Genomic DNA, 19276 nt, shown 5'->3' on the forward strand with positions numbered 1-19276 from the left:
CACCGAACCGGAGAACGATGACTCTCATCCTGACCCGCTCCGACGTGCTCGAACTCCTCCGCTTCGAGGACGTGATCGCCGCCGTCGAGCAGGCCCACCGCGACCTGGCCCTCGGCCGGGCGGCACTGCCCGCCCCCGCCACCGCCCAGCTCGGCGGCGCCACGTTCCTGGCCATGACCGCGGCCTCCGCCCCGGCCGGCCTGGCCGCCGTGAAACTGCTCGCCGACCTGCCCGGCAACCGTCAGCGCTCCACCGTCCTGGCCGTGGACGCCGAGTCCGGCGCCTGCGCCGCGGTGATCGACGGCGGCGCCCTCACCCGATTCCGCACGGCGGCCGCGACCGCGGTGGCCACCCGCGCCCTCGCCCGCCCGGACTCCCGCGTGCTCGGCCTGATCGGAACTGGCCCGCTGGCCTGGGCGCACGTCCAGGCGTTGCGGACGGTCCGCGAGTTCGACCGGGTCGTGCTCTGGGGCCGCACCCCGGCCCGGGCCGCCGAACTGGCCGCGCGGATCACCACCGAACTCGGTCTGCCCGCCGAGGCCAGGCCGGAACCGCGCGACGTCACGCTCGCGGCCGACGTGCTGTGCACGCTGACCCCGTCCCGCGACCCGATCGTCCGCGGGGCCTGGTTCCTACCCGGACTGCACGTCAACGCGGTCGGCGCGCCGCCCCGCCCGGACCATCGGGAGATCGACGCGGCCGGGATCGCGCGGGCCCGGGTCGTGGTCGACTCGTCGGCCACGGCCGTACACGAATCCGGCGAAGCCGTGCAGGCGATCGCCGAGGGCGCGGTGACCGCCGAGCACTTCCACCTGGAACTGGGCGATGTGCTGGCCGGCCGTGCTCCGGGCCGGCAATCCGCGGAGCAGGTCACATTGTTCAATTCGGTCGGTGTGGGCCTGCAGGACCTGGCGGCCGCCCGCCTGCTGATCGATGAGGCCCGGCGCCGCGGCATCGGCACCGGGATCGACCTTAGCGCCTAGCCGGGGTCGCCCGGGCGTTGTCCACAGCGGGAGGTTGTCCACAGGCCGCGCCGCAAGATCACCCGATTTCCGCCACAATGGTCGGTGGGCGGTAAGCCCCCATGGTTGGGGTGGGGACTGGCTGGAGTGGGGACTGGCTGGTGGGCGCAGGCCGGCCCGCCGGGCGTTTGCCCGGCTGACCCCGGCCCGCCGGGTGTTCGCGCGGTTCGCCTCGGCCCGCCGGGTGTTCGCGCGGCTCACCCCACCTCCCACGACTAGCCTGACCGGCATGGAGTGGAACACCCTGCTCAGCGACCAGCTCGACTTCCACTGGCGGACCCAGCTGTGGCCCAGGCTCACCGGCCTCTCCGACGACGAGTATTTCTGGGAGCCCACCCCCGACGCCTGGACCTTGCGTCCGTCCGGGGACGGTTTCACGATCGACTGGGCGTTCCCGGCTCCGGAGCCGCCTCCGGTCACCACGATCGCCTGGCGGCTGGGGCACATCATTGTCGGTGTGCTCGGGATGCGGGTGGCGAGTCATTTCGGTGGGCCGCCGCTGGACTATCAGACTTTCCGGTGGTCCGGGTCGGCTTCCGGCGCTCTGGTTCAGCTCGACGAGGCGTACGGGAAATGGATCTCCGGTGTTGATTCTTTGACCGACAGTGATCTGGCCCGTCCGGTGGGCCCGTCGGAGGGCCCGTGGGCCGAGCATTCGCTGGCCGAGCTGATTCTGCACATCAACCGTGAGGTGATCCATCACGGCGCCGAGATCTCCCTGCTCCGCGATCTCTATCCGGGGTTCAGGGCGGGTGTCGACAGCCGCGTGTAGAGGTCGCCGGCCGGTTCGGGCCGGCCCAGGTGGTAGCCCTGGGCGAATTTGCAGCCCATCACGGTCAGCAGGTTGAGCTGGGAGGCGTCTTCGATGCCTTCGGCGACGACGCGCAGCCCGAGGGTGTGCCCGAGTTGGATCACGGCGTTGACCAGTTCCTGCTGGCGGCCGTTGCCGGCCATGCCGTCGATGAACGAGCGGTCGATCTTGAGGATGTCGACCGGGATGTCCCGCAGGTAGCCCAGGGACGAGTATCCGGTGCCGAAGTCGTCGATGGCGATCTTGACGCCGAGTTCGCGCAGTTCGTCGAGGCGGACCGAGGTGACGGCGAGGTCGCGCATGAGCACGGTCTCGGTCAGTTCCAGGACCAGGCAGCGGGCCGGGAGGCCGGTGCTGGACAGGGCGTAGGCCACCTGGTCGGTCAGGTCGGTGACCTCCAGGTTGGCGGCCGAGAGGTTGACGCTGACCCAGGCCGGTGCGGTCGCCGGGTCCTCGTCCTGCCAGCGTTTGACGGTGCGGCACGCTTCGAGCAGCACCCAGCGGTCGATCTCGACGATGGCGCCGGTCTCCTCGGCGAGCGGGATGAACGAGCCGGGCATCCGCAGGCCCTGGTCGGGGTCCTGCCAGCGGACGAGGGCTTCGGCGCCGGCCATCTGCCCGGCCGGGACGCCGACGACCGGTTGCAGGTGCAGCCGCAGTTCGCCCCGGTGGACGGCGTCGCGCAGGCGGGTTTCCTGGTCGAGCCGGTTGAGCAGTTGCTCGTGCATCTGGGTCTCGAAGGTCAGGAACCGGTTCTTGCCCTGGTCCTTGGCCGCGTACATGGCGACGTCGGCGTTGCGCAGCACCTCGTCGGCGTCCGCGTAGACGGCGGCGTCGGGCACCACGCCGATGCTCACCGAGACCTGGGCCTCCCGGTTGTGGATCAGGAACGGGCGGGACAGGACGGTCAGGCAGTCGCGGGCGAGCCGTTCGACGGTGGCCGGGTCGGCGTCCTCCAGGAGTACGGCGAATTCGTCGCCGCCGAGCCGGGCGACGGTGTCCTGCGGGCGCAGCGCACCGGTCAGCCGTTCGGCCGCGGTCCGCAGCAGCAGGTCGCCGGCGTTGTGGCCGAGGCTGTCGTTGACCTTCTTGAAGCCGTCCAGGTCGAGGTAGAGCACGGCCAGCGGTCCGCCGGTGGCCCGGGCCCGGGCGAGCGCGTGTTCCAGCCGGTCGAGCAGGAGTTTGCGGTTGGGCAGGTTGGTCAGGCCGTCGTGCAGGGCCTGGTGGCGCAGGTCGTGTTCGAGGGCGCGCTGCCGGCTGACGTCCCGGAGCACGATCACGGCGCCGATCGACCGGCCGGCCTTCTCGATCTCGCCGATGGTGTATTCGACCTGCACGCTGGTGCCGTCCGGCCGTTGCAGGGTCACCTCACCGGTCTCCGGCAGCAGAGTTGCCGCCTCGCGTCCGAGCAGGCCGTCGACGCCGAGGCCGGTGATCCGTCCGGCGGCGGTGTTGGCGAACGCGATCCGGCCGGCCGGGTCGACCCCGCAGATGCCTTCGCCGGCGTTGGCCAGGATGCTGTCGGTGTACTCCTTGGCCAGGATCTCCCGGGCCGAGGAGTCCAGTTGTTCGGCCATCGCGTTGAAGGCCAGGGCGAGCCGGTCGATCTCGTCGGCGTCGCCGTCGGCCGGTACCCGGTGCGAGTAGTCGCCGGTCCGGACCACGCCGACCGCGGTGGTCAGCGAGGTGATCCGTCCGGTGAGCGAGCGGGCCAGCAGGTGGCCGAGCAGCAGGACCAGCAGGAACGCGCCGGCGGCGACGCCCAGGATGACGATCTGGGCCCGCCGCGCGGAGCCGAGCATCTCGTCGTAGAGCGGGGTGTACTCCAGGATGATCGCGCCGATGATCCGGTCGCCGCTGTCCCGCATCGGCACCACGACCTGTTTGATGCCGGCCGGGTAGTCCACGCTCTGCTCGACGAAGACCCGGGATTCGCCGTCGGCGAGGGTGCGGCCGATCTCGTTCCCGGTGTCGTGGTCGAAGAGCGAACCGACATTTTCCGGTACGGCGTCGCCCAGGATCCGTTTGGCGGTGTCCACCACCACGATGTCCCGGTGCTGGCTGTCGTGCAGCCGTTCGATGTAGTTGGCCAGGACTTTCGGCCGGTTGAACAGCGGGGCGGGCGTCTCGCCGTCGGTGTCGACCGGCAGCCCGAGGGCGATGTCCTTGCCGAGGCCGCGGGCCACCTGGGCGGCCTCCTTGGCCGCGGCGTGCCGCGCCGAGTACATGTCGGCGAACCAGGCGGTGGCCGCGGTGGCCGCCACCAGGCAGGCCACCACCAGATAACCAGCCAGGATCTTCCGGCGTACGTTCATCCGCCCTCCCCAGTGAAGATCGGCCGGGGCGGGCCGAAGTTGAGCCGGGGCCGGTCAGCCGGGTGAAACGGCGAACCGCTCGTGCATCTGCTCCTCGAAGATCAGCCAGCGGTTCTTGCCCTGACCCTTGGCCGCGTACATGGCCACGTCGGCGTTGCGCAGCGCCTCGTCGGCGTCCGCGTAGACGGCGGCGTCGGGCACCACGCCGATGCTCACCGAGACCAGGCCCTCCCAGTTGTTCAGGACGAACGGGCGGGACAGCGCGTCGAGGCAGGCCTGGGCGAGGCGTTCGACCACGTCCGGGGCGGCGCCTTCGATGAGTACGGCGAACTCGTCCCCGCCGAGCCGGGCCACGGTGTCCTGCGGGCGCAGCGCACCGCTCAGGCGCTGGGCGGCCGACTGCAGCAGCAGGTCACCGGCGTTGTGGCCGAGGCTGTCGTTGACCTTCTTGAAACCGTCCAGGTCGAGGTAGAGCACGGCCAGCGGGTCGCCGCCGGCGCGGGCGCACTCGTGGGCCTCGGCGAGCCGGCTCATCAGCAGCTTGCGGTTGGGGAGCCCGGTCAGCGCGTCGTGCAGCGCCTGGTGACGCAGGTCGAACTCGAGGGCGCGCTGCCGGCTGACGTCGCGCAGCACGATGACCGCCCCGAGCCGGCGGCCGGCCTTGTCGATCTCACTGATCGTGTACTCGATCCGTACCGTCGAATGGTCCGGACGCTGCAAGCGTCCCTCGGTCGTGCCGGGGGTCGCCTCCAGGCCCGCGGGCAGCAGCACCGAGGCGTCGCGTTGCAGCAGCCCGGCCACGCCGAGGCCGGTGATCCGCCCGGCCGCCGCGTTGGCGAAGGCGATCCGCCCGTTGGCGTCCAGCCCGCAGATGCCCTCGCCGGCGTTGGCCAGGATGCTGTCGGTGTACTCCTTGGCCAGGATCTCCCGGGCCGAGCGGTCGAGTTGTTCGGCCATCGCGTTGAAGGCCAGGGCCAGCCGGGCCGTCTCGTCGGTGCCGCCGGTGACCGGCAGCCGGTGCGTGTAGTCGCCGGTGCGGATCACGCCGACCGCGGTGGTGAGCTTGGTGATGCGCCGGGTGACCGAGGTCGCCAGCAGGTATCCGAGCACCAGGACCAGGACGAACGCGATGCCGGCGGAGATGAACAGGATGGTCTGCGCGTCCCGGGCGCCGTTCATCATCATCTGGTAGAGCGGCGTGTACTCGACGATGACCGCGCCCAGCACCGTGTGCGAGCTGCCGATCATCGGCACCACGACCTGCTTGATGCCCTCGGGGTGGGCCGCGCTGGTCTCGACGAAGACCCGGGACTTCCCGTCCGCGATGGTCTTGGTGACCTCGTCGCCCCTGTCGTGGGTGTACTTGGTGCTGACGTTGGCCGGGTCGACGTCACCGATGATGTACTTCTCGTAGTCGACCGCGACCACGCTGCGGTGCTGCGAGTCGTGCAGCCGCTTGATGTAGTTGTTGAGCGCCGTCGGGCTGTAGTAGAGCGGGGACTCCAGCTCGCCCACGTGGTAGGCGGGCAGCCCGAACGCGATGTCCTTGCCGATGCCCCGGGCCACCTGGGCGGCTTCGAGGGCGGCGGCGCGACGGGCCGACGTCTGGTCGGTGTACCAGGCGATGAGCGCGGTCGCCGCGACCATGAGCGCCACCACCAGGTACCCGCCCAGGAGCTTCTGCCGTACGTTCATCCGTCCCTTTCCCCCGCTGACCTGTCATAGATCGGCGGGGGAGCCGGGTAGATGAGTCAGACCGGGACGCTCTCGCGTTCCATTTCGGCCGGCTCGGACCGGCACCGCCGTGACACCACGCCGAGCACGATCGCCACGAGCACGGCGACCCCGGCCAGCGCCATGGTGAGATCCATGGCGCGATTGTCTACTGAATCAGTTGACTTTGTCGAGTATCGCGAACGTCGGGACGATCCAGCAGGAGAGCCACGTCACTGTCGGCCATCGGGCGCGCGAAGTGGTAGCCCTGGGCGAACCGGTAACCGGCCTGGTGCAGGCGTTCGGCCTGCTCGGCGGTCTCCACACCCTCGGCCACGGCCTGGATCTGCAGGCCCCGGGTGATCCCGATCAGCCCGTCGACGATGACCGCCTGCGGGCTGCGGGTGGTCACGCCGTCGACGAACGACTTGTCGACCTTGAGCCAGCTCACCGGTGTGTCGACGATCAGGCTGAGCGAGGACTGGCCGGTGCCGAAGTCGTCCAGCGCGATCTTCAGGCCCAGCTCGTCGAGCCGGCGGACCGCCTCCAGGGCCCCGCCGGTGCCCAGCACCGCGGTCTCGGTCACCTCGATCACCAGTTTGGCCGGGTCCAGGCCGGTCGCGGCCAGCAGCGCGGCGACCTCGTCGGGGAAGCCGGGTTCGTTGAGCTGCCGGGCCGACACGTTGACCGAGACCTTCTCCGGGGCGCCGGCGCCGTACTCGCGCTGCCACTCGGCGATCTGACGCATGGCCCGTTCCATGATCCACCGGCCGACCTCGATGATCTGCCCGTTGCGCTCGGCCAGCGGGATGAAGTCGGCCGGGGAGACCAGCCCGCGCTCCGGGTGCCGCCAGCGGACCAGCGCCTCCAGCCCGGCCAGCCGGCCGGTCGGCAGCTCGACGATCGGCTGGTAGAGCAGGAACAGCTCGTCGCGGGCGACGGCGTGGCTCAGGTCGGCGCTCAGGCGCGCGTCGGTGTCGGCCCGCGAGTCCATGATCGGGTCGAACCAGGTCCAGCGGCCGCCACCGGCCGTCTTGGCCGCGTACATCGCCACGTCGGCCCGGCGGACCAGCTCCGCGGCCGAGTCCTCGGGCCGGCTCAGGGTGACGCCGATGCTCAGCCGCGGGGTCATCTCCAGCCCGCCGAGCATCAGCGGCCGCTGCACGGTGGCCAGCAGGCCGCGCAGCAGCTCCTCGGCGCCGTCCAGGTCGGCGCCGGGCAGCAGCAGGGTGAACTCGTCGCCGCCGAGCCGGGCCACGGTGTCGTGCGCGCGCACGCTCTGCCGCAGCCGGGTGCTTATCGCGCGCAGCAGGGCGTCGCCGGTGTCGTGCCCGTGCCGGTCGTTGACCACCTTGAAGTCGTCCAGGTCGAGCAGGACGACCACGAACGGTTCGTCGCCGGCCAGCTGCGCGGCCAGGCGCTCGTGGTAGGCCAGCCGGTTGGTGATGCCGGTCAGCGGATCGTGGTTGACCTGGTGATCCAGTTCCTTCTGGTACGCCCGCAGCTGGCTCAAGCTGGCGTCGACCGTGTCCAGGAGTCCCGCGTTGTCCCGCAGGGTGCTGATCTGGCGCACGACGACCAGCACGGTCAGCCCGGTCGCGGCGAGCGCGATGACCGCCTCGTGGCCGCCCTCGGGCAGCTCGGTGGCGAGCATGGTCAGGTAGAGGGCGGCGACGGCGACGTACGGAAGAATGCTGAACCGCCGCGTCCGGGCCCGTTCGACCGGGGCCGCGTACCGCCGCCGCCACTGGCGGCGGGCGGCCAGCACGCCGCTGACCTGGGAGGCCGGCAGGGCGATGAGCGTCGTGCAGAGCCACGGCCGGTCGACCAGCAGCGGGGCGATCCCGCCGGTCACGGCGGCGACGGCGATGCCGGCCGACACGATGTGCAGCGATCGGCGGTCCAGCTGTCCGGCCCCGGCGAAGGCCACTTTGAGGACCGCGACCAGCGCGATCGTGGCCGCGACGATGATGCCGAGGACCGAGACCGGGGTGCCGGTCGGCGAGTTCGTGAACTCGGCCCGGCCCAGCCAGAAGTGCCAGGCCAGCACGCCGCCGGTGATCAGGACGATCGCCGTGTCGAGGGCGAAGCGCAGCCAGTCGCTGCCCGAGCGCTGCCAGGCCGGCAGGCGCAGCAGCGACCACAGGACGATCCCGACGACGAGCCCGAGGAGCACCTCGGTGCGCGTGCTGAAGCTCTGCGAGAGTTCCGGGCCGCCGAGCGCGTCGTCCATGTTGCTGACCACGGCGAGGAGCAGGACCACCGACGACAGCCCGATCCGGCCCCAGAACCGGCGGGTGTCCTTGTCCAGGCCCTCGGCGCGGGACAGCCGGAAGCACTCGCGGACGAAGATCCCGGCGATGACCGGCAGGGGAAGCCAGCCGACGATCGGGTGCGACCAGGCGTGTCCGAGACCGATCAGGAACCAGACCATCACGAACGCGAGCAGGCCGAGGGCGACCGCCGAAGGGAGGTCGATCCGGCGCGGGACACGGTCCGGTACGGGCATGGTTCGTTCATCGGACGGATCCGCGGACGATGAAGTGAAACCCGGGTCTTCATTAACCCCGCGACCGGCCGATCTGACCCTCCGTGGACGAGCCTCTGCTGAACATGATGCGTGACGACCTGACCCGCCGGGTGGAGTCCGCGGCGGCCAACATGACCGACACGCTGCGGCTGCTCGCCGCGGCGCGGAGCGTGTCGGGCGACGGGCCGGGCGCCGACTCGCTCGACGCGGCGATCGAGGAGCTGACCGCGGCCCGCGACGGGCTGCTGGTCAGGAGTCGGTGAACGACTCCCAGTCCAGGCCCAGTTTCCGCAGCCGGCGCAGCAGTCCGGGGTGGCGGACACCGACGTACATCTCGAACCAGTCGGCGTCGTCCTCACCGATCAGCACGACCGTGCCCGGACCGGCGTAACAGCGGGTGAACAGCGACGGCCAGCGCATCGGGCGCAACGGCACCCGGCGCAGCGGGGCGATGATCCGCCGCGCCTGGGGCCGGTCGACGAACGCCATCCCGCCGAACGGGCCGTCCATCGCGGCCCGCGCCAGGGTGGACTGCAGCAGGTAGCCGCTGAGGCGTTCGCGTTCCGGGAGCAGGCGGTCGCTCAGTCCGTCGTACCAGATCCGGGGGTCCTTCTCGTCGGCCTCCATGACCAGCGTGAAGACGCCGTCGCCCTCGTGTCCGAAAGTGAGCAGACCGTCCGGGCGTCCGGGCACCGGCTCGGGGAGGACGACGCTGGAGACACCGAGGACCTCCGGGCGTCCGGCCGCGGCCCGGTAGAAAGCCCGCAGAGCCGGTGGACCGAGAAAATCATCAAATTCACTGACATGTGGTACGTCGTGATACCACCCGGCGATGAAGCGTTCCATCGCCGCGACCGGGTCGTGCCCGGCCCGGGCCAGCCAGTCCAGTCCGGGCGCGACCTGGCCGAGCAGATCGGGCGGGATCGGGGCCTCGAAGGTGAGCCGGATGTCGTGCAGCGCCCCGCGGCGGTAGCCGAGCTCGGTCGAGCGGGCCGTGCCCAGCGTGAGGCACCCCTCGGGTAATCGGGCGAACGCCCGCACCGGCGGCCGCAGCACCCCGGCCAGGCGCTCCTCGACCAGCTCGGGGAACGGGCCGGAGAGCACCAGCTCGTCGGAGCCGCTCTCCGGGGAGACGACCACGATCGTGTCCGAGCCGACCGCGTACGCGGTGTCGCTCCCGGTCAGCAGCGTCGCCCCCGGTCCGGCCAGGGCGAGCGCCTCCGGTTCGGCGACCACCGACCAGAGTTCGATCTCCACCGCCACACGGTAGACGGCTCGGCGGCCGGACGGGGTGGGGGCGGTCACCGGGACCGGAAGCCGACAGTGACGCAGCCCTCATAGCCCGACGATTACGTCTTATCGCGCTGTTGGTCGTATGTACACATCTCTTGGATAGACCTGACGGTATGGGCGAAGTGCGCTGTGTGATCCACCGCAATCCGGGCAAGTCCGGTTCGACGGTCTTCCTGCACCTGGACGGCTGTTTCGACCGTCAGTCCAGCGCCGACCTGCGCCGTGAGATGCGACAGGCCTTCGACCGGGCGCGCGGCGCGCGGGTCGTGGTCGACATGGCCGGTGTGGACCTGATCGGCAGCGAGTGCCTTGAGGTCCTGCTGGTCGGCTACACCCGGGCGATGCGCAGCGGCCACGGGTACGAGGTGGTCAACGCCGAGGGCCATGTCCGGCAGGCGCTCGAAGCCACCGGGCTGTGTCCGCGAAGTGACGATAATCTTTACGCCCCGGCCGCCGGGGACGCCATCGAGGCGGCCCTGGCCGACCTCGGCTGACCACCCTCCACCGCGGACTCGCGGCCGGCCCGATCGGGCCGGCCGTTCGTGTTTCTGGCACATCCGGGTCGCGGCCTGGGCGCGCTCCCAGTGTCCGCGTTGTCGGGATGCGTCCCGCGAGTCGGGATTTCACAAAGCGCTAACCGCAAGAACAAAAAGTAAACGTAGGATCGACCCGGAGTTACCGAAAGCCTCCCTGTGGCTCACCGCCGAGCCTACGATCGAGCCTTGTTGTTCGTCGTTGACGAAGGGGGCTGACCATGGCGAAGAAGTCCAAGAAGTCGAAGAAGGACAAGAAGAACAAGAAGAAGAAGTGATGCGCGTCGGGCCGCCGCCGCCGTGTGGGGGGCGGCCCGCTCGCGGTACGGGTTGATGGAGGCGCTCCCATGCACGATCAGGTGCTCGGCCTGCTGGATGACTGTCTTTCCAAGTTGATGACGCTGCGCGCCGATCTGGCCGCCGCTCGATGTGTCCGCCTGGGGGAGCGGCGGGGCCTCGTGCTGGAGGCGATCGACATCGCGGACGAGTTCGCGACGTCGGCCGGCGTGGCCATCGGCGAGAGGACCGCCCGGGAGCTGGAGTTCGTGGCCCCGGCGCGCGATGGTTTCGCCACCCCGACCGGCCCCGTCCCGGGCGAGCCGGGCCGCGGCATCGGCCCCGCACTGTTGAGCGAGGCCGCCTGCTGACGGGCGGAAGCTACCGGCGAGTTAACTAAGGGGCGACATCGATGAAGCCCGGTCGAACATCTGCCGGACAGCCGCCCTGACCTCTGCGGTTCTTGCTAGATAGAACCTCATGACTGTCCTCCCACGTGCCGCGGTCGATCGCCGTACCGTGCTGCTCGCCGGTCTGTCCGCCGGCGCTGGCGCGGTCGCGGCCGCCGCACTGCCCTCCGGCGCGTCCGCCGCCGATTCGCTCTTCCAGCACGGAGTCGCCTCCGGGGATCCGCTCCCCGGGGGCATCCTGCTCTGGACCCGGGTGACCCCCACCGCCGAGTCGGCACCCGCCTCCGGCCTCGGTCCCCAGGTCGACGTGACCTGGCAGATCGCCACCGACGCGGGGTTCGGCACGGTCGTGGGGTCGGGCACGGTGAGCACCGGCCCGGCCCGCGACCACACGGTCAAGGTCGACGTGAGCGGGCTCAGCGCCGCCACCACGTACTGGTACCGCTTCGGCCTGAACGGCACCTGGTCGCCGGTCGGCCGCACGATGACCGCCCCGGCCGCCACCGACACCGTCGCCCGCCTCCGGGCCGGGGTGGTGAGCTGCGCGAACTGGGAGGCCGGGTTCTTCTCGGCGTACCGGCACCTGGCCGAGCGCGGCGACCTCAACCTGGTCGTGCACCTGGGCGACTACATCTACGAGTACGGCACCGGCGAGTTCACCGCCGGCGGCAAGGTCGTCCGCAAGACCGCCCCCGAGCACGAGACGGTCACGCTGGCCGACTACCGGATCCGGCACGCGCTCCACAAGGGCGACCCGGACCTGAAGGCCCTGCACGCCTCGGTCCCGTGGATCATCACGTGGGACGACCACGAGGTGGCCAACGACATGTGGAGCGGCGGCGCCGAGAACCACACCCCGGCCACCGAGGGCGACTTCGCGGCGCGGGTCGCGGCCGCCCGGCAGGCCTACGCCGAGTGGATGCCGGTCCGGCTGGCCGAGGACGGCCACATCTACCGGCGGCTGCGCTACGGCGACCTGTTCGAGCTCTCCATGCTGGACCTGCGGACGTACCGCTCGGAGCAGGCCGGCGGGGCCGAGGTCGACGACCCGTCCCGCACGATCGCCGGAGCCGCGCAGATGTCCTGGCTCACCGACGGCCTGGTCAATTCGACCGCGCTCTGGAAGATCGTCGGCAACCCGGTGATGATCTCCCGCCTGGACGTGCTCGCCCTCCCGGCCTGGCTGCTCGGCCCGCTCGGCGAGCTGATCGGCGTCCCGCAGAACGGCGTGGTCCTCAACGCCGACCAGTGGGACGGCTACAACGCCGACCGGGAGCGCCTGGTCGACACGCTGCGCGCGCACCGGACCAAGGACGTCGTGTTCATCACCGGGGACATCCACACGAGCTGGGCCAACGAGCTGACCACCAAGGACACCGGGACGGCCGACCCCGCCGCGGCCGAGTTCGTCGTCCCGTCGGTGACCAGTGACAACATCAACGACTACCTCGGCACCGGCGCCGGCGGGCCGCTCAGCCTGCTCGCCGCCGGGCTGATCCGGGCCACCAACCCGCACGTCAAGTGGGTCGAGACGGACGGGCACGGCTTCGGCGTCCTGGACATCACCCGCAGCCGGTGCCGGATGGACTGGTACCACCTGGCCGACCGGACCAGGAAGGACAGCACCGCCAAGTGGGTCCAGGGCTGGTCGGTCGGGCGCGGCTCCTCGAAGATCCGCAAGGAGTCCGCGCCGACCTCGTGACCCGCTGCTAGGCGACGGCGTACGCGCGGGCGATGGTGACCTGCGCGTACGCCCCGGTGGTGCTGGTGACCCGGCTGCGCAGCCAGACCGTGCCGGCGCCCCGGTTGGTGACCGTGCCCAGCCAGGCGGTTCCGCTCTTCTTCACCGGCATCGACTTCCAGGTCTTGCCCTGGTCGAACGACGCCAGCAGCGAGACGCTGCGCGGTGTCGCCGTGCCGATCGCGATGTCCGGGTTCCAGCTACGCCGGTCGGTGGAGATCCGCACCGTCGTGGTCGCGCCGGCCTTGGCCTGGTTGCGCAGGTTCAGCCCGCCCGGCGTCATCTTGGGCAGCAGCACGTCGGTGAGCCGCGGCTTGGCCTTCGGGTCGAGCCGCATCTTGAAGGTGATCTGCGCGCTGCTGGACAGGATGTCCGACGGGTACTTGATCCCCGGCCGGTAACGACGGGCGTTGACCTGCAGGGTGTACCAGTCCCGGGCCGGGACCTTGCCGAGGAAGACCGGGTCGCCGCCGGCCCAGTCCTGCCGCCACTGCGACTTCAGGACCTTGTTCTTGCTGTTGGTGAGGATGACCCGGGACAGTTCGCTGGCCTCGGACGAGTTGTAGTTGCCGGGGTCGCGGAACATGTTCGACGTGTCGAAGACCAGGCCGTTGCCGGTCATCTCGGGCACGTGGAAGGCCGGGCCCCAGGCCGAGGCGAAGAACGTCGTGGCGTACGTCTTACCGGCCGCGACCGTGACGTTGCGCCAGTCGAAGCCGAGCGACGCCGGGCTGCCGTCCGTCTCGATCGCCGACCAGTCGGCGTCGACCTTCCACTTGCCGGCGTTCGCGTGGATCTTGGCGGAGCCGGGCGTCTGCCCGCTCCACACGCCGACCCCGTACCCGGCGTGACAGTCGTTGTTCTCCTCGAACGTGATGCTCGCCTGGTCACTGCCGGCCGGCCCGCGCCGGGCCCACGCGTTGACCGTGCCCAGGGAGGACGTCTTGACGGTGCCGCGCAACCCGGCCGGCACCTTGGCCGTCGGGCCGCCCGCGACCATGTACGTGTCCGAGCCCTCGGCCTGCCAGATCGACGACCAGGAGAACCGCAGGTTGGTCGAGTTGTTCGAGATGACGAAGAGCTTGCCGGGGGAGTTCCACGCGTCGATCTTGATCGGCGCGCCGTTGTCCACCGTGCAGATCGCCGCCCGCATGGTCTGCGTGAAGTTCGCGCCCGGGCTCTTGTCCAGGTTCATGGTGACCGCCCGGCCGTTGCGGGCGTCGATGGTGGCGCTCACCGAGCCGGCCGGGACGGTGACGATGCTGGCCCCGAGCGTGTCGGTGTTGTCCCGGGTGTTCCAGATGTCGGTGATCACCGCGTACCGCCCCTTGGGCAGCGCCTTGGCGGTGAAGCTGGTCGCGGTGTAGCTGGAGTTGCTGGCCAGGTTGATGATCTGCACCTTGGTGCGGAACGTCGCCCCGGACCGGTCGTAGGTCTTGACGGTGAGCTTGCCGGTGGAGGCCGAAGCCGAGGAGGTGGTGCTCAAAAGGGTGACCGGCAGCAGCGTGACGACCGCCGCGACCAGGAGAGGAAGTCTGCGCAACGTGACCCCGTTCGATCTATGTGCGCGGCATGCTAACAAGTCGCCGGGCCGCGATGTCACCCGTGGAAGACGATCACGCCGCCGGTGCGGAGAACGACCTGATATCCGTACGTCGGAAGGTCGTTGATCGCCTCTTTCATCGTCACCTCGGCCGCCATCGTGACGTCGGTCGGATCACTGACGGCGACCCATTCGGGACGCAGCCCGGCCTGGGGAAACGCGGGGAAGAGATAGACCGTGCAGCGGGACGTGAGCTGCGGCGCCAGCCGGTTGTCGGCGGCGACCCGGGCACCGTCCGGGATGCCGGCCAGCGCGAGCCGCAGCTGATCGGCCTCGGCCCGGACGGTCCAGCCGCTCGGGGTCAGGAGCCCGCGCAGTGGCAGCGGCGCCAGCAGCGTCGCGGCGACGGCGAGCACGCAGGTGGCGTGGGCGGCGACGCGGGCCCGGGGCATGGTGGTGACCCGGGGCAGCGCGTCCAGGAACGCCACGAACACGATCGGCATCAGGACCGCGCTGTACTGGTAGCCGGTGCCCCAGTAGGCCGGGTTGGTCGACCAGAACCGCCAGGCCAGCGTCGGCGCGGCGACGAGCAGCAGCGGCGACCGCACGGCCAGGAACAGCGTGGGCGCGAGCAGCCACAGCAGGGTGTGCGCCTTGACGCCCGGCAACACCAGCCGATGCAGCGGATCCGGCCCGTCGAGGCCCGCGCTGCCGGCATAGGCGTAGACGTGTTCGGGATGGAGCGCCGGCAGGATCACCCCGACGATCAGCAGCCCCGCGCCGACCGCGACCGCGATCGTCACCGCGCCCAGCCGCCGCCGGCCGCGCAGCACGAGCAGCAACCCGATGACCGCCACGGTCGCCGGAAGGTCCTCTTTCACCGCGATCAGCGGCAGCGCCCATCCGGCGGCGGCCATCCACCGCCGTTCGGCGACCGCGACCAGGCTGAACGCCAGCATCGGGACGGCGAAGGCAACCTCATGAAAATCAAAGTCAACGGCCGACTGCAGACCCCAGGACATTCCGTACGCCGTTCCGGCGCTCACCGCGGCCCCGGGACCCACCACGCGGCCGGCCAGCCGGGTGATCGGGATCGACGACACCGCGATCAGGGCGGCCTGGGCGACGAGCAACGTGACCGGGCCCGGGAACAGCCGGTAGAGCGGGGCGAGCAGCACGAGAACGGGATGGAAGTGGTCCCCGAGCAGGTTGAACCCCGGTCCCTTGAGCGTCGACACGGGCGCTCCGAACCCGGCGTAGCCGCGCACCGCCTGCTCGAAGATGCCGAGGTCGTAGCCGCTGGTCCGGATCCCCCGATGCCGGTGGAGCGACCACGCCGCGTAGGCGAGGAACAGGGCGGTGGCGAGCACGTACGGCGCGGCGGCGACGCGCGTCCTCCCCGGCGGGCGTTCAGTGGTGGTGAGCACGCGGCGATGCTCGACCGCCGCGGCTGAACCGCCACTGAATCAATCTGAATTTTGTTCAGCTTCGGGCGGTTCGGCTTGGGGCAGTTCGGCTTCGGGCAGTTCGGCGATGAGGCGGGCGCCGCTCGTGGAGTCGGCCACGTACAGGGTGCCGCCGTGCCGGACGGCGATGTCCCGGGCGATGGCCAGCCCGAGCCCGGCGCCGCCGTCACCCCGGTCCCGGGCCTCGTCGACCCGCGCGAACCGTTCGAAGACCCGTTCCCGGTCGGCCTCCGGGATGCCGGGACCGTCGTCGCGGACCGCCACCCGCACCAGGCCCCGCTCCGGTCGCGCGACGGTGACGACGACCCGGCCGGCCGCGTACCGGGCGGCGTTGTCCAGCAGGTTCGTCAGCAGCCGGGTCAGTTCCTCCTCACGCCCGAGGACCAGGGCCGGCTCGGGCGCGAGCACGGAGAACCGCTCGTCCGGCGGCATCCGGTAGAGCCGTTCGCCGACGAGTTCCTCGGCCAGCGCGGCCACGTCGACCGGCTTGCCGGTGGCCGGCGCGGTCCGTTCCAGGCGGGCCAGCAGCAGCAGGTCGTCGGTGAGCCGCTGCAACCGCCGGGTGGTCACGTCGAGGACGGCCGGGTCGGCCGCGTCGCCGTGCGCGAGCGCGACCTCGACCGTGTTGCGCAGGCCGGCCAGCGGGCTGCGCAGCTCGTGGGCGGCGTCGGCGACGAACCGGCGCTGCCGCTCGGCCGCGTCGGCCAGCCGGTCCAGCGTCTCGTTCATGGTGACAGCCAACTGCGCGATCTCGTCCCCGGTATCCGGTCGTGGCACCCGGCTGCTCATGTCGGCGGCGGTGATCCGTTGCAGCTCGGCGCGCATCCGCTCGACCGGCCGGAGCGCGCGCCCGGCGGCCCACCAGGCGACCGCGGCCACCAGCAGGACCGCCGCGGGCAGGCCGCCGATCAGCCACGGGTCGACCGCCCCCACCGCATTGTCGGCGTCGAGCGGCGTCGCGAGGACGTAGGCCGTCGCTTTGACGTCCCCGCTGCTCGGCCCGCCGATGTTGGCCGCCACCAGGATGACCTCGCGGCCGTCGAGCTTGTGCCCCCGCTCGCCGTTGAACGACGGCCGCAGCAGGACGGTGATCTGCCCGGTCCAGCCGTCCATCTCCGGGGGAGAGGAAGGAAAGGTCAAACCACTTTCCCGTACGTAATAGGCCAGGCGCTCCTGGGCCAGCAGCAGCTTGCCGTGGTTGTCGACGACCGCGTACGAGTCGGTGTAGAAGGGGAACTGAGCCCCCAGGCTCAGCTTGCCGAGCCTCTCCGACTCCTCCTCGGTCACCTGCCGGGCCAGCGCCCCCGACTCCGCGTTCAGTCGCGCCTCGGGGGTGTCGTAGGTCGCCGCGATTCCCCGGGCCTCCTTCTGCGCGGTCTCGATCGAGGCTTCCATCCGGTTGGTGTAGATCACGTGGCGCAGCCAGAGCGCCCCGCCGGAGAAGCACAGTGCCGCCGCCAGCGCCGCCGCGACCGCCGCCCGCACCCGCACCGAGGCCAGCCGTGGCCTACGCACGGTCGCCCACCAGCCGATAACCCACGCCGCGGATCGTCTCGATGGTCTGCACGCCGAACGGCTCGTCGATGGCCCGGCGCAGCGCCCGGATGTAGACCTCGACGATGTTCAGGTCCCCGTCGTAGGCCGCGTCCCACACCTCGTCCAGGATCTCGGCCTTGCCGACCACCTCGCCGGCCCGGCGGGCCAGGCAGGCCAGCACCGCGAACTGCTTGGCGGTCAGCCGGATCGGGGTCGTCCCGCGCGCACAGCGGCGCTGCGTCTGATCCACGACCAGGTCGCCGACCCTCAGCCGGGGCGGCCGGGGCTCGCCGCCGCGGCGCAGCAGGGCGCGCACGCGGGCGAGCAGGACGACGTACGAGAAAGGTTTGGTCAGGTAGTCGTCGGCCCCGGTGTCCAGGGCCTCGGCCTCGTCGTACTCCCCGTCCTTGGCCGTGAGCACCAGCACCGGTGTGCCGACGCGCTGCTCCCGCAGCCGCGCGCACACCTGGAAGCCGTTCAGCCCCGGCAGCATCAGGTCGAGGATCACCGCCTGGTACCCGTGCGTCATCGCGAACTCGAGCCCGGTCCGCCCGTCGTGGACCACGTCCACCGAGTAGCCCTCGGCGACCAGCCCGCGCCGCAACGACTCGGCCAGCTCACGCTCGTCCTCGACAATCAGCAGGCGCACGCGGCCATCCTGCCAGCAGCTCCCCGGGGCAGCCTGAAATCGGCTTCAGGATGCGGGCGGTAGCTTGCAGATCCGGCGCAGCATCGTGTCCAGGGCCTTCTTGTCGGCGTCGGTCACCGGGACGGCCGTGACCAGCTTGTCGCCGCCGTCCAGGGTGACCGTGGCCAGGAACTCGAACGGCTTCTTGATCTCGGCCAGCGCGTGCGCGTCACACCGCGCCGGGCTCGCGGTCAGCGGCACGGACGCCGCCGGCGTGCTCGCCGACACCTCGGCCAGCGGTGTCGTGGCGGCCAGGTCCAGCGCGTACATCACGTTGCCGTCCAGCTCGAGAACCCGGACCGTGCCGCTGTTGCGCGTCACCTCCAGGCTGCCGTGCAACCCGGCCGCCCCGGCATCGGTCCACGGCCCGAACCTGAGACCCACGCTGCGCTCGATGGTCCGGGTCGCGCAGTCGGCGTGCAGCAGCTTGTCGAGCAGCGGATTCGGGTCGGGCAGCGGCACGGTGAGCTTCTCGACGACCGTCGAACCCTCGGCGCGGGCCCAGACCACGACGTGGGACGCGGCCGCCGTGGTGGCGCAACTGCCGGTGCCGTACGACACCGGGACGTCCACCCGCAGGCCGCCGACCGGCAGCAGCGCGTCGGTGTCGGCCGCGGCCGCGCCGTCGAAGTCGGGCAGCACCGGCTCGACCCGGGAGACGTGGACCGGGACGTCACCGTTGTTGTGCAGGGCGATCGCCAGCTGCCGGTTCACCTCGTGGACCCGCCACTGCTCGGCGGTGGCGGTGACGTGCAGCTCGGGACCGTCGTCGGCACCGGTGCCGGCCCGGACCGCGACCGCGCCGGCCACGGCGATCAGCACGACGACGGCAGCGCCGAGAAGGATGGGCCGCCATCGCATCCCGTGACTATAGGACCTCAGGCCGGTTCGTGGTCAGTGGCTCGCGCGGCGCAGAGGAACGTGCCGCCGACCGCGAAGGCGCCGAGGACCCCGAGCGAGATCTGCTGTTCGTGGTCGACCTGCCGCTCGTACGTCTCCCGGCTGACCACGGTGGTCTTGTCGAGGACGTAGGCGCCGTCCGCCCGTACCTCCGGATTGCCTTTCAAAGTCACGAACGCGAGCACGATCGCGAGCCAGAAGCCGAAGAAGGCGACCCCGGCCGCGATCGCCGCCCAGATCGGGACGTGCGGCGGAACCCAGGAGGCGAGCGCCCACAGCCGGCGGGGTTGCCGGGTGCGATAGCCGCGCCGGTTGGCCAGGATCGCGGCGGCGAACCCGGGCACGGTCAGCAGCGCGGCGACCCCCACCGCGACGACCTTGTCCACCGGCCGATGGCCCAGCCCGAGCGCGACGATCAGCCCGCCCGCCCACAGCACCCCGGCCCCGCACAGCACGCTGTACAGCAGCAGCCCACGACGCGACATCATCACCGGAGACG

The 19276-nt window shown here is 71.1% G+C and carries 16 protein-coding genes; 6 read left to right on the forward strand and 10 right to left on the reverse strand.

Annotated features, from left to right (window positions below; all coding sequences use genetic code 11):
* The first annotated feature begins 17 nt into the window (after positions 1 to 17).
* Positions 18 to 983: an ornithine cyclodeaminase family protein gene (locus ACSHV8_RS51605; protein WP_436528026.1), complete on the forward strand. Its 966-nt coding sequence runs from the start codon at positions 18 to 20 to the stop codon at positions 981 to 983.
* Positions 984 to 1251: 268 nt separating this feature from the next.
* Positions 1252 to 1794, forward strand: a complete 543-nt coding sequence (locus ACSHV8_RS51610) for a DinB family protein (RefSeq protein ID WP_436528028.1) — start codon at positions 1252 to 1254, stop codon at positions 1792 to 1794.
* On the opposite strand, the gene ACSHV8_RS51615 is transcribed toward ACSHV8_RS51610, so the two are convergent.
* The 3 genes from ACSHV8_RS51615 to ACSHV8_RS51625 form a co-directional block, all read right to left on the reverse strand.
* Positions 1755 to 4148 carry a putative bifunctional diguanylate cyclase/phosphodiesterase gene (locus ACSHV8_RS51615; RefSeq protein WP_436528030.1) on the reverse strand — a complete coding sequence of 798 codons (2394 nt, stop codon included), beginning with the start codon at positions 4146 to 4148 and terminating at the stop codon, positions 1755 to 1757. The genes ACSHV8_RS51610 and ACSHV8_RS51615 overlap by 40 nt on opposite strands.
* Positions 4149 to 4202: 54 nt before the next feature.
* The gene (locus ACSHV8_RS51620) at positions 4203 to 5843 is read right to left on the reverse strand and encodes a diguanylate cyclase domain-containing protein (protein WP_436528032.1); all 1641 of its coding nucleotides are present in this window, start codon (positions 5841 to 5843) and stop codon (positions 4203 to 4205) included.
* 187 nt (positions 5844 to 6030) lie between these two features.
* Entirely contained in the window at positions 6031 to 8370 is a 2340-nt protein-coding gene (locus tag ACSHV8_RS51625) for a putative bifunctional diguanylate cyclase/phosphodiesterase (protein ID WP_436528034.1), read from the reverse strand.
* 83 nt (positions 8371 to 8453) lie between these two features.
* On the opposite strand from ACSHV8_RS51625, the gene ACSHV8_RS51630 reads away from it, so the two are divergent.
* Positions 8454 to 8654, forward strand: coding sequence for a hypothetical protein (locus ACSHV8_RS51630; RefSeq protein ID WP_436528036.1), 201 nt, complete (start codon positions 8454 to 8456; stop codon positions 8652 to 8654).
* On the opposite strand, the gene ACSHV8_RS51635 is transcribed toward ACSHV8_RS51630, so the two are convergent.
* Positions 8641 to 9648 carry a hypothetical protein gene (locus ACSHV8_RS51635; RefSeq protein WP_436528037.1) on the reverse strand — a complete coding sequence of 336 codons (1008 nt, stop codon included), beginning with the start codon at positions 9646 to 9648 and terminating at the stop codon, positions 8641 to 8643. The two genes, ACSHV8_RS51630 and ACSHV8_RS51635, sit on opposite strands and share 14 nt — an antisense overlap.
* Positions 9649 to 9797: 149 nt before the next feature.
* Here ACSHV8_RS51635 and ACSHV8_RS51640 point away from each other — a divergent pair, with 149 nt between their 5' ends.
* From ACSHV8_RS51640 to ACSHV8_RS51650, 3 genes are all read left to right on the forward strand, one after another.
* On the forward strand, positions 9798 to 10178 hold the full coding sequence (locus tag ACSHV8_RS51640; protein WP_436528038.1) for an STAS domain-containing protein: 381 nt from the start codon (positions 9798 to 9800) through the stop codon (positions 10176 to 10178).
* Between the two features lie 386 nt (positions 10179 to 10564).
* Positions 10565 to 10864: a hypothetical protein gene (locus ACSHV8_RS51645; protein WP_436528040.1), complete on the forward strand. Its 300-nt coding sequence runs from the start codon at positions 10565 to 10567 to the stop codon at positions 10862 to 10864.
* Positions 10865 to 10973: 109 nt separating this feature from the next.
* Entirely contained in the window at positions 10974 to 12605 is a 1632-nt protein-coding gene (locus tag ACSHV8_RS51650; protein ID WP_436528042.1) for an alkaline phosphatase D family protein, read from the forward strand.
* Positions 12606 to 12612: 7 nt separating this feature from the next.
* Here the strand turns inward: ACSHV8_RS51650 and ACSHV8_RS51655 are convergent, their stop codons facing one another.
* From ACSHV8_RS51655 to ACSHV8_RS51680, 6 genes are read right to left on the reverse strand one after another with little or no spacing between them, the layout of a single operon-like run.
* Positions 12613 to 14187 carry a hypothetical protein gene (locus ACSHV8_RS51655; RefSeq protein WP_436528044.1) on the reverse strand — a complete coding sequence of 525 codons (1575 nt, stop codon included), beginning with the start codon at positions 14185 to 14187 and terminating at the stop codon, positions 12613 to 12615.
* Positions 14188 to 14243: 56 nt separating this feature from the next.
* Complete coding sequence (locus tag ACSHV8_RS51660) at positions 14244 to 15614, reverse strand: DUF2079 domain-containing protein (protein WP_436528046.1); 1371 nt, start codon at positions 15612 to 15614, stop codon at positions 14244 to 14246.
* 39 nt (positions 15615 to 15653) lie between these two features.
* Complete coding sequence (locus ACSHV8_RS51665) at positions 15654 to 17168, reverse strand: sensor histidine kinase (RefSeq protein WP_436528047.1); 1515 nt, start codon at positions 17166 to 17168, stop codon at positions 15654 to 15656.
* On the reverse strand, positions 17161 to 17838 hold the full coding sequence (locus ACSHV8_RS51670; protein ID WP_436528049.1) for a response regulator: 678 nt from the start codon (positions 17836 to 17838) through the stop codon (positions 17161 to 17163). The genes ACSHV8_RS51665 and ACSHV8_RS51670 overlap by 8 nt, the downstream gene beginning before the upstream one ends.
* Before the next feature lie 45 nt (positions 17839 to 17883).
* Positions 17884 to 18738 (reverse strand): hypothetical protein, encoded by an 855-nt coding sequence (locus ACSHV8_RS51675; RefSeq protein ID WP_436528051.1) that lies wholly within the window; start codon positions 18736 to 18738, stop codon positions 17884 to 17886.
* A 17-nt stretch (positions 18739 to 18755) separates the two neighbouring features.
* Positions 18756 to 19265: a hypothetical protein gene (locus ACSHV8_RS51680; protein WP_436528052.1), complete on the reverse strand. Its 510-nt coding sequence runs from the start codon at positions 19263 to 19265 to the stop codon at positions 18756 to 18758.
* Positions 19266 to 19276 lie beyond the last annotated feature (11 nt).

The organism is Actinoplanes sp. HUAS TT8 (assembly GCF_051380535.1).
GTDB lineage: Bacteria > Actinomycetota > Actinomycetes > Mycobacteriales > Micromonosporaceae > Actinoplanes.